This is a genomic window from Pseudomonas sp. GW821-FHT09A09 (genome assembly GCF_059418405.1).
On record NZ_JBWKPU010000052.1, the window covers coordinates 18,973 to 31,944 of the forward strand.

Here is a 12,972-nt window from a genome sequence, read left to right on the forward strand (position 1 = left end):
TTGCCGGCGATGAGGTCCGCAACAACGCCGCAATATTTGAAACTGCCATCGCCGGCAAGCCAGTTCCCACAGTTGTTTTGTATTGGCTTTAGAATTGGTATTCGGCGCCAGCGCCCGCATACCACGAACGGCCCGGCGCGGCTTCGTAATAGCGGCCATTGCCGTCGCCGACGATCACCGAGCCCACGTATTGGCGGTCCAGCAGGTTGTCCAGGCGCAACGTCTGGTGGAAGGTCCAGTGTTCGACTTTCTGCTCGAAGCGCGCACGCCAGTTGAATACGCTGTAGCCGGGTGCAGCGTGCTGCGTGTTGGTGTCTTCGACGTAGACCTTGCTGCGGTACAGGCCTTCGAGGGCGGTGCTGACCCAGTCCCGGGGCTTCCAGTTCAACTCGGCGAACAAGGTGGTCTGCGGTACGCCGGGCAGGTAGTTGCCTTTGTCGACGGTGGTGTTGCCGCCGCTGACGAAATCACTGTCATAGGTGGCTTGCAGGCGGGTGTAGGCGAGGTTGGTGCTCCACTGTTCGCTCAACTGGCTTTCCAGTCCCAGTTCAAAGCCGCGGCGCAAGGTGCGGCCAGCGTTTTGATAGGTGGTACGCCCGCCGACGGATTGTTGCACCACCAACTCGTCCTCGGTGGTGATCTGGAACAGCGCGGCATTAATGCGCGTGTCTTGGCCGACACGGGCCTTCAAGCCGACTTCATATTGCTTGCTGACCGATGGCTTGAGCGCAAAGTTGAAGCCGTTGGCGGTGCTGGAATACGCCGACTCGGCCTGGGTCGGGGTTTCAAAACCCTTGCCCGCGCTCACATAGCCATGCAGGTCCGGGGTAAAGGCATACATGACGCTGACTGACGGCGTGTTCTTTTGGTAGGTCTTGTTGCCGCTGTCATTGCCGTCACTGAGGAAGTGGTCATCCACGTCCATGGTCATGCTGCTGTGGCGCAGGCCGGCTTGCAGGGTCCAGTCGCCGAGCAGCCAATTGGCCTGCACGAACGGGTCGAGGCTGGTGGCGGTGTCGATTTCATCACGGCCCAGGGTGCCCTTGACGCCGTGCACACCATTGACGGTGTTGGAATAGCCCTGGCGGTCATCCCTGCTGCGGTCGTAGTCGAGGCCGGTGATCAGGGTCAGGTCGCCGGGGGCGCTGGTGATGGGTTGCAGCCAATGGACGGAGCCGCCGTAGAACGTGCGGTCGAAGTCGACAACGCCGCCGCGCTTGTCGGCGGCAGTGCCACCCGGGATCGACAGGTACTGAATCACACTCCGCCGTCCCGTATAGGCATTCACTTGCAGGGTTGCATCGCCGATATAGCGCTCGTAATTCACGCCTATTTGCTGATGATCGATACTTTTGCGCGTGTTGTACAACAGCGCCGCCGGTGCGACCGAGCGCGGGTCTGCCTTGTAGCCTGCCCAGGTTTGCCCCAGTGGGTCCTGGGTGCCGTTCTGCTCCAGGCTGCTGTAGATCAGCGCGAGCTTACTGTCATCGTCCGGCTGGACGTTGAGCTTGGCAAAGGTCTGGTCGCGACGTGCGCTGCTGTGGTCGCGGTAGCCGTCGGTGTCCATGCGCGAAGCGTCGAGCACAAAGCCTGCGCCATTCGTGGCGCCTTCCGCCGTCAGGTGGTTTTTGCTCAGGCCGTCACTGCCTACCAGGGTCTCGGCGCCGATACGCGGCGGGCCTTCGCCGTCACGCGAAAACATCTGGATCACCCCGCCCGCATTGCTGCCGTACAGGGTGGCGGCCGGGCCGCGCAGCACTTCGATGCGCTCGGCCGTATCAAGGTTGAACGTCGCTGCCTGGCCCTGGCCATCGGGGGTGCTGGCCGGAATGCCATCGGCGATCAGCTTGATGCCGCGCACGCCAAACGCCGAGCGGGCGCCGAAGCCACGGGAGGAAATCTGCAGGTCCTGGGCATAATTCTGGCGGTTCTGCACCACCAGGCCAGGCACGCGGGACAAGGCTTCGGAGGCGTTGATGCCCAGTTGGCCGTCGCTGATCTGCTCATGGCTGATGCTGTTCACCGAGTAGGGCAGGTCGAAGGTCGGGCTGGCGCTGCGTGAGCCGGTGACCACGCTGGGGTCGAGGATCAGCGGCGCATCATCCGCCTGTGCGGGAGCACTCAAGGAGAGCAGGCTGGGCAGTATCAAGGTGAAGCGGGCAAAGGTTTTCATGGGGCAGCCGAAATCTGTGGCGCATAGGTCATAGACGCGCAAAAGGGCGCGAGTTTAATGGCTTGGCCGATTTTTACCATTTGAGAATCGTCCTACGCGGTCTACCCGGATTCCCGTGCTGGGTTGTGAACGCCATCGATGTTAGCGTGGTCAGCCTAGCCAATGAGCATGGCCTGTGGGTCAAAAGGAGTGGTTTGTGAGGATTGCGTCGACAGTCTGGTGGATAGCGATCTGCCTGGCGCTTGCCGGTTGCGGAACCATCAACACGGTTTTTCGCCCTGACGCCGTGGCCAGCCAGAACCTCAAGGATTCGCGTAGCCACTGTGAAAACGTACCGCGTATCTACAGCGGTGTGATCTACGGGTTTTGCACGCTCAACGGTGAACCCAGGCCTGAAAAAAGCCTGAAAGACCAGAGCGTGCTGGACAGCGCGGGCAATGCCTTCCCGGTCATCGCCATCGAAGCCGTGGCCTCGGGCGTGCTGGACACGCTGGTGCTGCCCTACACGATCTACCGCCAGAGCAAGGACGGCAGTATCGAGATCTACCGCTAGGGTGCAGTGACAACCGGTCACCACATTCCCTAGATCATCACGCGGCGTGTTTACGCTATAATCCCGCCCTTTAGCTGTTTCTCGCCCAGGCGAGAGGCACACTTTTTTCAGGCGCAACCCGCCTGCATGCAGACTAAAAGAGGCTAGACCCCTGTGGCATTGACGATTCTTGGCCTGTCCGGCGCCCTTAGCCATGATCCTTCCGCAGCCCTGTATATCGACGGCAAGCTGATCGCGGCCGCCGAAGAAGAGCGCTTCGTACGCGACAAACATGCAAAGAACCGCATGCCCTACGAGTCGGCGAAGTTCTGCCTGGAACAGGCGGGCATCAAGCCTTCCGACGTTGACGTGGTGGCGATCCCGTTCGCCCCGATCAGCCTGTTCGGCGAAGCGCGCTGGCACTACGCCAAGCGTTACTGGTACGCCCCGGACCGCGCCCTCGACGCGATCCTGATGGGCAACCGTCGCTACAAGCGCTACCGCAACAAGATCGTCTGGTGCCTGGAGCAACTGGGCTTCGATCCGAAGAAAATCAAGATCGAGCCGGTTGAACACCACCTGGCCCACGCTTCCAGTGCCTACCACTGCTCCGGCTTCCAGGAAAAAACCGCGATCCTGGGGATCGACGGTAAGGGTGAGTACGCCACCACGTTCTTCGGCTACGGCGAGAACGGCAAGATCCACAAGATCAAGGAATTCTACGATCCGGACTCCCTGGGCGGCCTGTATGGTGCGATCACCGAGTTCCTCGGCTTCGAGATGCTCGACGGCGAGTTCAAGGTCATGGGCATGGCGCCCTACGGCGATGCCAGCAAATACGACTTCTCGCGCCTGGCCTCCTTTGAGAACGGCGAACTGGTGATCAACACCGAATACGCCAACGTCATCGGCCTGCGCCGTTATAAAGAGAAGGGCAAGGGCTTCTACTTCTCGCCAAAACTGATCGAGTGGCTGGGTCCGAAGCGCGAAGGCGATATCGCCGACGAGCCGTACATCCACTACGCAGCGAGCATGCAAGCGCTGTTCGAGAAGCTGGCCCTGCAGATGATCGACCACTACCTGGGCGACATCCTCAAGGATACCGGCAAGCTGGCCTTCGCGGGCGGCTGTGCGTTGAACGTGAAGCTGAACCAGAAAATCATTGCCCGTGACGACGTGAAAGAGCTGTTCGTACAGCCTGCGTCCGGCGATGCCGGCACCGCCGTTGGTGCGGCGGCCTACGTGTCCCACGCCCGTGGTGTGCCGGTGGAGAAGATGGAGCACGTCTACCTCGGCCCGTCCTACAGCAACGAAGACGTGATTGCCGCGTGCGCCAAGCACGAGAGCAAGCCGAACTGGCGCAAGATCGAGAACATGCCCAAGCGCATCGCCAAGATCATGGTCGACGGCAACCCGGTGGCCTGGTTCCAGGGCCGCATGGAGTTTGGCCCGCGTGCCCTGGGTGGTCGTTCGATCATCGGTTGCCCAAGCGCCACCGGCGTGGCCGATCGCATCAACCACCAGATCAAGTTCCGCGAGCGCTGGAGGCCTTTCTGCCCGTCGATGCTCGACACCGTGGCTCCGCAGATGATCAAGGTCGATCACCCTGCGCCGTTCATGACCTTCACCTTTGAAGTGGCGGAAGAGTGGAAGACCCGCGTGCCGGAAGTGGTCCATGAAGATGGCACCTCCCGCGCCCAGGTGCTCAAGCGCGAGTACAACCCGCGCTACTACGACATGATGAAAGAGCTGGAAGTACTGACCGGCAACGGCGTGTCGCTGAACACCTCGCTCAACCGTCGTGGCGAAGCGATGATCTGCTCGCCGAAAGACGCGCTGGACATGTTCTTCGGTTCCGACCTGCAGTACTTGATCATGGAAGACATTCTGGTGGTCAAGGACGGCGTGGACCCTTATGACGCTGTGGTCTAAATGCTGAACCGCTTCCAGGGCTGGCGTGAACGTGGCTGGGCGCCTGTCGAGGCCGAGGTTTACGCCCAGGCTTGGCAGCGTTTTGGCGGCAGTGTGGCCACTCATCCGCGCGTGATCGAGCGGCTGGCCAGCCTGGCGCAGATTCCCGTGCGTTACCTGGGCTGGGAGCAGGACGGCGAGCTCAAGGGGGCGATTGCCACCTGGGGCCGCGACCTGGCCTTGTCCAAGGACGTGCTCAAGCGCAGCGGCAAGAAAGGCCTGTTTGACCTGGGCAATGCCGAGATCATCCTGCCGATTGCTGCAGGCGCGCAGTTGCCGGTGCGCCATCGCGGGCGCTACCTGTCGGCGCTGAACGAAGGGCGCATCAGTACCCTCAAGCCTCAGGCCGAGCAATTGGCCATGGCGCGTACCCCGGAAGACCTGTCTAAGAAGTTTCGCTACAACCAGCGCCGCGAGTTGCGCTTGCTGGAAGAAGCGGGCGGCGTGGTGCGGGCGGTCAGCGAGTTTTCCAGCACTGAACTGGCGGCGATCTATTGCGACCTGTTCCAGCGCCGCTGGGGGTTTGCCGCCACCGGCGCCGAGCGCCTGGCTGAAGTGCTGGAGCTGCTCAAGGAGTTTTTGATCGGCTCGGTGCTGTTTCTCAATGACGCCCCCATCGCCGTGCAGTTGGTGTACCGCGTCGAGGCGCCCGAGTGGGTGAGCATCGAGTACGTCAATGGCGGGGTCGACCCTGAAACCCGTGCGTTCAGCCCCGGCAGCGTATTGAGTTTTCTCAACACGCAAAGTGCCTGGGAGCAGGCGCGCGCCTTGAACAAACCCCTGCGTTTTTCCTTCGGGCGTGCCGACCGTGAATACAAAGAGCGTTGGTGCAACCCCGTACCGGTGTTCAGCGTATGAGTCGCAAACAACAGTTGCTCAAGCGCCATCGGCGCAACAAACGCATTGCCCTATTAGTCAGCTTGCTGGTGTTGGTTGCGGCCGGCGTGCTGGTGGCCTGGTGGTTGCCGCTGATCCTGGCGGTGTTGTTGTGGGTGGCGCATGAAGCGTGGTTTGCCGACCACCTCTTCTACTCGCCCAAAGATGACTACCAGTACACCTTCGCGGCGGGCACCCAGCAGGCAGGCTTGCGCCTGGAAGCTGGCCGGCTGGTACCGGACGTGCCGTTGGGTTTGGTCGGTGATGAAACCCTGGTCGTCGAAGTGCAGCTTGAAAGCAGCTGGCTGGGACGTTTTCTCGACCCTGCGGTTGAGTTGTCGGGCGATCGCCAAGCGTTTGAGCGTGGTGTGTCCGGCAAGCGTTTTATCAACCTCACCGGTTCGGCGCAGGCGTTGGCGGCAGGCGAGTTGGGTTTGCGCGGTCGGTATTGCCGCGTCGTCGGTCAGCCCACGCTGTGGGTGTTCCGTCACCCGGACTACGCGCGTCAGCGGGTCATGGTGATCGCTCCCCATGCCGATGATGCCGAGCTGGCTGCCTTCGGCCTTTACAGCCAGGCTGATGAAAGCTGGATCGTGACCCTCACCGCTGGCGAGATCGAAGCTGAGCATTATCAACAGATGGGCCTGGCCAAAGCCGATGCGGCGCGCCTCAAGGGCCGCTTGCGCGCCTGGGACAGTATTGCCGTGCCGCGTTGGGCCGGGGTTCCCGAAGCGCAATGTGTGCAGTTGGGCTATTTTTGCCTGCAATTGCCGGCCATGCGTGCCACGCCGGATCAGCCACAGGCTTCTCGCGAGGCGCAGTTGGACGATACGCGGCTGTTCCGTCAGTTCAACGCTTTCGCATTACCGGGAGATGTGGACGGCGCGCCGACCTGGACTAACCTGATTGCTGATCTGCGCGCTGTGCTGCTCAAGGCACGTCCTGAGGTCATTGTGTTGCCGACGCCGGTACTGGATCCGCACCCGGATCACATCTGTGCGCATGCTGCGGTGATCGATGCCCTGCAAGGGTTGGAGTGGCAGCCGACGACATTGCTCGGTTATGCCAATCACCTGCATGATAATGACCGCTGGCCCATGGGCGATGCCGGTGCCGGTGTGGCGTTGCCACCACAGTTTGATGCGACTCAAATACTTGAGCCTTATTGCCGAGTGGTATCATTGAGCCATCAGCAGGACAAGGCCATGGCGTTGGGCATGATGCATGACTTGCAGCCACGTGCACCGTTCAAGCGTCGCCTGCGCCGGCTATTGCAGCAAGTCCTGGCCGGCCGTGACCCATCGCCCTATGGAGAGAATGAATTCTTCCGCAAGGCGGTGCGGCGTCACGAGTTGCTTTGGGTGCTGAAGCAGGACTGAGTCTTTATCTTTTCGTCAGGCTGCCCGCCCGCAGCTTGACTGCCCCATGGAGTGATATGAAACCTCGTTTCAAGGTTTTGCAGTTACAGCCGGACTATAACGTCAAGGTCAATGACTTCGCCGATCTCGGTGAGCAGATCGTCAAGGCGTTGCCCGCTGAGCGTTTCGAGGTCACGTCGGCGTTTCTCAGCGGGCGCCCGCAGACCGGCCAGCCCTTGAGCGTGGCGGACCACTCCAAATACTTCGAATTCCCCGAGAAAGCCCTCAAGGGCATCCGCCTGGGCGCCATGTGGGAAATCTACAAGTATTGCCGTGAACAGAAGTTCGACGTGGTCATCTGTAACCGCTTCAAGTCGGTGAACATGATGCTGTCGCTCAACCGCTGGCTGAAAATCCCATTGTGTATCGGCATCTCCCACGGGTTTGGCGAGTACGAGCGGGCCTACCGTCGGCGCCAGACGCGTCGGTTGGTCAGCCCGGCGTGGCGGTTTGTCGGGGTGTCGGCGGCGGTCAGGGATTATTTGGTCGGCCTCGATTGTGGCTTCACGCGCGAGAACACCACCTTTGTCACCAACGCCATCGACATCCCCCAGGCTGAAGCCTTGCAGTTGCCCCGTGACCAGGCGCGTGAAGCCTTGGGGCTGCCCATGGATGCGCGCATCATCGGGGCTTTGGGCCGCCTGGTGCCGATCAAAGGCCACACTCATCTGCTGCAAGCTTTCGCACGCCTCAAAGACAAATACCCCAATGTTCAGGTCGGCATCATCGGTTCGGGCCGCGCCGAAGCGGACCTGCGTGCCGACATCGAACGCCTGGGCCTGACCGGTCGTGCACACTTGCTGGGCTTTCGCGAAGACGGCCTCAAGTACGTGCGCGCCTTTGATATCTGGACCATGCCGTCCTTGCTTGAAGGCCTGGGGTTGGCGTTGCTCGAAGGCATGAGTGGTCGCCTGCCGGTGATCGCCTCCAACGGCCCGGCCATGTTGCCGCTGGTTGAAGGGGCGGGTGGCTTGTCTCATGAGCCCGGCAATGTCGACCAGCTGACGGCGGCCCTGGACACTTATCTGGCGATGAGCGACGAACAATTACGCACCAAGGGTGAGCAGGTGTTCCAGTACCTGGAACAGAATCACGCCCTGGCTGAATTCCAGCAGAAATACCTGGACCTGATCGAAACCGGTTTGAAAGAAGTAGGTAGAGCATGACGACGCAACAACCCCTGGTCTCGGTGATTATCGCGTCCTATAACCACGGCCGTTACATCGAAGAAAGTATCCTCAGTGTGCTTGGCCAGACCTACCCCAACATTGAGTTGCTGGTAGTGGACGATGGCTCTACCGACGACAGTGTCGAGCGTATTCAGCGCCTGCAGGCCGAGCACGGTTTTGATTTCCAGGTGCAGAAGAACCAGGGCCTGACTGCGACGCTCAATGGTGCCATCGCGCGCGCCAAGGGCAGCCTGATCGCGTCGTTCGGTTCCGACGACATCATGTTGCCGGACCGTATCGCCATTCAGGTCGCGTATATGGACGGCAAGCCGAAGGTCGGGATGTGCGCCGGCAACATCGAATTGATCGATGGCGAAGGCAACCTGCATCCGGAGAAGAAGCAGCGTCGCGACGTGCCGTTTCGCAGCCTGGATTTTGACGACATGTTTATGGACCGCAAGCCTTTCCCGCCGGCGCCGACCATGCTGATTCGTCGCGAAGTGCTGGATGAAGTCGGCGGTTTTGATCCGGATATCCCACTGGAAGACCTGTTGATCCAACTGAAGATCACGGCCGCTGGCTACACCATCGATGCCCTTGGCGTAGTGATGGCGCGCTATCGCCAGCATGCCAGCAATACTTATAAGAACCACCGCTACATGATCCAGAACATCCTCAAGAGCTATGCTAAGTTCAGCGAACACCCGGCCTATGACGCCGTGCGTTACAACTTCCTGAACTCGATGTTCCTCAAAACGGCCGACCGTGACCGGCCGTTGGCGCGGGAAATCCTCAAGCAGATCCCGTTGAAGTTCTGGGGGCGCAAGACCTTGCGTGGGCTGGTGCGGCTGTATTTGTCGCCGCTCAGAAAGTGAGGCAATGCACGATATGAAAAAGGCGACTATCAGTCTGTGATAGTCGCCTTTTTTATTCAGATGGCGGGCTTGGCCAGGCTCAGCACCTGGGCGCGGATTTTAGCCGTGGCCTCTGGGGTGGCGACCGAGGCGTATCCTTTGGCCATTTGCTCGAAGTGGGTTTCGAACAACCAACTGCGGTCCTGCGGGTAGCGCTGCATATGGTTCAGGTTGCGCTGGCGCAGAGCATTGCGCAGGGGTGATGGGTAGATGCGCAGGTCAGCCACATCGATCAGGCCGAACTCACCGTCGTCCATCAACAGCACGTTACCCAGGTGCAGCGAGCGGAAGTACACGCCACGTTCGTGAAGTACAGCGACGAAGCGGCCGAACCGTTCGATCAATGACTCACGCAGGCTACTGTCCAGGCTTTGCAAGGCTTGGCGCAGGGTCAGGCCGGGCAATGGCGTGTAGACGACGGCGCTGCTGCCATCGGGCAAGGCGTGGAGGTTGAGGATCTGCGGAGCAGGGATCCCCAGGGTGCGCAATTGCTCGCTGTTGCTGGCGAATCGCTCGGAATACGGGTTGAAGCTGCCCGAGGTATACCAGCGGCGTGGGCGGAAAACCTTGAGGAAACGACCGTCTTCCAGGCGCAACACTTTTGGGCCAAGACCATCGGCTTCGATCACGTGGGCGTTGCTGCTCAGTTGATCAAATGCGGCAAGCTTGAGGTTTTCCACAGGCATGCGCAGCACACTGCGACGGCGCTGCGCGATGCTCAGGCCGGCGATGATTGCCAGCGGGATCCACAGCAGAAACCAGTGCTCCTTGGGGCGCGACAGGATACCGCCACCTTCGGTGAGGCCGGCGCCGATGCCGTAGGCCAGTAGCGACGATGCCAGGATGAACAGTGGTTGTGCGCGTTGCTTGAGGCCTTTGTACAAACCCCAGCCGAGCATGAAAATCCACGGGATGAAGCCGATGATGCCGATGTAGTACAGAACGCCCAAGGCAAAGCTATGGGGTTCGCGCAGTTCGGTGCCTTCTGCCAGTGTCAGGTACAGCTCGGAGTCGTAGCTGTGGCCGATCCACGGGTGTTCGGCGATGCGTTGCAGTGACATGCCCCACAGTTCAAGGCGGAATGAGCTGCCGCGTTCAGTAATAGCTTCTGGGTAAAGCAGCAGGAGCCCGGTTGCGGCTACCACCATACCGGAGATCAGCAGTGCTGAGCGGCGGTTGCGACTGACGAACGACATCCACAGGATGGCCAGTGTCAGTGCCACCAAGGGCGTTCGCGAGCCGGTAGCCAGTACGGTCGCCACCATGATCGTCAGGGCCGGTACGCTGAACCACAGCACCTGCAGGCGCTTGGTGGTCATGCATACGTACAGCCAATAGACGCAGAAAAAGCCAAAGATATGGGAACTGAGCAATGGGTTATCGAGGGCTCCGCGCCCTCCGATCATGCGCATGCCGGGCGTGAAGCCCTTCGCAAACACCACCAGGTTGCACAGGCAGACGACCAACGCGATCACGGCTGCGCTGAAGAAAATCGGCTTGAACAGTTCGTTACGGTAATGCAGCAACAACCCGCAGCCGGCAAAAAGCATGAAGGTGTGCAGGGGGCGCTTGAACAGGTCGGTGTCGGCGGTGGGCGCTGGGCTCCACAGCAGACTGATCAATGCCCAGGCGGAAAACACCAGGAAGGCGATCGCGAGAGGTTCACGCAATAACTCCTTGATTTCCCGGGGGCGCATGAGCAGGAGCAGCAAGGTCGGGGCGCTGAAGAAACCGTAGTAGAACTTGTGCAGCACATTGCGGTTGGTCACGAAGAACAGCGAACTGAGCAGCAGCAGCAAGCCAATGGGCAAAATCCATAGGACCAGGAAGTCGAAAACGCGATTTGAGCCATAGATAAGGCGCTTGGAGTGCATACAGAAAAGCCATTCCAGAAAGAGAAAGCCGACCATCTTAGAGTAGTGGCCATATAATGTCTCCGGTTGGATCCAACCGGGTTGCGGGTCATGCCGGGTGCAAGTACAACAGAGAAGCTGTGCTAAAGTCAGCCTCCTTTTTCAAAACGCCGCGTGATATGACCGACTCCAGTCCGAGCGCAAGCCCTTCGAGCTTGAAAATATACTTCCGCCTGCTCAGTTACGTTAAGCCCTATATGGGGTTGTTCGCGCTGAGTATCGTCGGATTTCTGATTTTCGCGTCGACCCAGCCAATGCTGGGTTACATCCTCAAGTACTTTGTCGATGGCCTGTCCAACCCGGAGGCCGTGCTGTTCCCCACCGTGCCCTTTCTGCGTGACCTGCAATTGCTGCAGGCCGTGCCGCTGCTGATCATCCTGATTGCCGCCTGGCAGGGCCTGGGCTCGTTCCTGGGCAACTACCTGTTGGCCAAGGTTTCCCTGGGCCTGGTCCATGACCTGCGGGTGCAGTTGTTCAACAACCTGCTGACACTGCCGAACCGCTACTTCGACAACCACAACTCGGGGCATCTGATTTCCCGCATTACCTTCAACGTGACCATGGTCACGGGGGCGGCGACCGATGCCATCAAGGTGGTGATCCGCGAAGGCATGACGGTGATCTTCCTGTTCGCCTCGCTGCTGTTCATGAACTGGCGCCTGACGCTGGTAATGATCGCCATTCTGCCGCTGATCGCGGTGATGGTGAGCACGGCCAGCAAGAAATTCCGCAAGCAGAGCAAGAAGATCCAGGTGGCCATGGGCGACGTGACCCACGTCGCGTCGGAAACCATCCAGGGCTACCGTGTGGTGCGCAGCTTTGGTGGCGAAGTCTATGAGGAGAAACGCTTCCTCAAGGCCAGCCAGAGCAACACCGACAAGCAGCTGCGCATGACCCGCACCGGGGCGATCTACACCCCGGCGCTGCAACTGGTGATCTACACCGCCATGGCCGTGCTGATGTTCCTGGTTCTGTATCTTCGCGGCGATGCCTCGGCCGGTGACATGGTGGCCTACATCACCCTGGCCGGCCTGTTGCCCAAGCCGATCCGCCAGTTGTCGGAAGTCAGCTCGACCATCCAGAAAGGCGTGGCCGGTGCCGAAAGCATTTTCGAGCAGTTGGACGAAGAGGTGGAGGTCGACCACGGCACCATCGAGCGCGACAAGGTCAGCGGTCGCCTGGAAGTGCGCAACCTGAACTTCACCTACCCGGGCACCGAGCGCCATGTGCTCAAGGACATCAGCTTCACCGCCGAGCCTGGGCAGATGATTGCCCTGGTGGGGCGTTCGGGCAGCGGCAAGTCGACTTTGGCCAGCCTGATCCCGCGTTTCTATCACCACGAGAGCGGTGAAATCCTGCTCGATGGCGTAGAGATTGAAGACTACAAGCTGCTCAACCTGCGCAGGCACATCGCCCAGGTGACCCAGCACGTGACCCTGTTCAGCGACACGGTGACCAACAATATCGCCTACGGCGACCTGGCCGGCGCACCGCGGGCGGACGTTGAAGCGGCGGCGCGGGATGCCAACGCCAAGGACTTCATCGACCAGTTGCCCAAGGGCTTCGACACTCAGGTTGGCGAGAATGGCGTGCTGCTGTCCGGCGGCCAACGCCAGCGCCTGGCCATTGCCCGTGCCCTGCTCAAGAACGCGCCGCTACTTATTCTCGACGAGGCCACCTCGGCCCTCGACACCGAGTCGGAGCGCCACATCCAGGCGGCGCTGGACAAGGTCATGCAAGGTCGCACCACGTTGGTGATCGCTCACCGCCTGTCCACCATCGAGAAGGCTGACCTGATCCTGGTGATGGACGACGGCCGGATTGTCGAACGTGGCACTCACAGCGAGCTGTTGGCCCAGAACGGCTACTACGCTCGTCTGCATGCCATGGGCCTTGATGCGCCTGTCTCCGCCGACATCACCTAACGCTCTGTAGGAGCCGGGGGGGGGGGGGGGGGGGGGGGGGGGGGGGGGGGGGGGGGGGGGGGGGGGGGGGGGGGGGGGGGG

Annotated in this window: 9 protein-coding genes; 7 read left to right on the forward strand and 2 right to left on the reverse strand. The window is 60.6% G+C overall.

Annotation, left to right across the window (positions count from 1 at the left end):
• Positions 1-88 precede the first annotated feature (88 nt).
• Positions 89-2,173 (reverse strand): TonB-dependent receptor family protein, encoded by a 2,085-nt coding sequence (locus AC07OV_RS28600; protein ID WP_495093470.1) that lies wholly within the window; start codon positions 2,171-2,173, stop codon positions 89-91.
• 196 nt (positions 2,174-2,369) lie between these two features.
• Between AC07OV_RS28600 and AC07OV_RS28605 the strand changes: the two genes are divergently transcribed.
• The 6 genes from AC07OV_RS28605 (at position 2,370) to AC07OV_RS28630 (ending at position 9,014) form a co-directional block, all read left to right on the forward strand.
• Entirely contained in the window at positions 2,370-2,726 is a 357-nt protein-coding gene (locus AC07OV_RS28605) for a YceK/YidQ family lipoprotein (protein WP_176997175.1), read from the forward strand.
• Between the two features lie 153 nt (positions 2,727-2,879).
• The gene (locus AC07OV_RS28610; RefSeq protein WP_494998992.1) at positions 2,880-4,637 is read left to right on the forward strand and encodes a carbamoyltransferase family protein; all 1,758 of its coding nucleotides are present in this window, start codon (positions 2,880-2,882) and stop codon (positions 4,635-4,637) included.
• Positions 4,638-5,534 carry an antimicrobial resistance protein Mig-14 gene (locus AC07OV_RS28615; protein ID WP_495093471.1) on the forward strand — a complete coding sequence of 299 codons (897 nt, stop codon included), beginning with the start codon at positions 4,638-4,640 and terminating at the stop codon, positions 5,532-5,534.
• The gene (locus tag AC07OV_RS28620; protein WP_494998994.1) at positions 5,531-6,931 is read left to right on the forward strand and encodes a PIG-L deacetylase family protein; all 1,401 of its coding nucleotides are present in this window, start codon (positions 5,531-5,533) and stop codon (positions 6,929-6,931) included. The genes AC07OV_RS28615 and AC07OV_RS28620 overlap by 4 nt, the downstream gene beginning before the upstream one ends.
• Positions 6,932-6,987: 56 nt before the next feature.
• Positions 6,988-8,136, forward strand: coding sequence for a glycosyltransferase (locus AC07OV_RS28625; protein WP_495093472.1), 1,149 nt, complete (start codon positions 6,988-6,990; stop codon positions 8,134-8,136).
• Positions 8,133-9,014, forward strand: a complete 882-nt coding sequence (locus tag AC07OV_RS28630) for a glycosyltransferase (RefSeq protein WP_494998996.1) — start codon at positions 8,133-8,135, stop codon at positions 9,012-9,014. The genes AC07OV_RS28625 and AC07OV_RS28630 overlap by 4 nt, the downstream gene beginning before the upstream one ends.
• 56 nt (positions 9,015-9,070) lie before the next feature.
• On the opposite strand, the gene AC07OV_RS28635 is transcribed toward AC07OV_RS28630, so the two are convergent.
• Positions 9,071-10,927, reverse strand: a complete 1,857-nt coding sequence (locus AC07OV_RS28635; protein WP_495093473.1) for an O-antigen ligase family protein — start codon at positions 10,925-10,927, stop codon at positions 9,071-9,073.
• A 158-nt stretch (positions 10,928-11,085) separates the two neighbouring features.
• Between AC07OV_RS28635 and msbA the strand changes: the two genes are divergently transcribed.
• Positions 11,086-12,891, forward strand: coding sequence for a lipid A export permease/ATP-binding protein MsbA (gene msbA / locus AC07OV_RS28640; protein WP_495093474.1), 1,806 nt, complete (start codon positions 11,086-11,088; stop codon positions 12,889-12,891).
• Positions 12,892-12,972 lie beyond the last annotated feature (81 nt).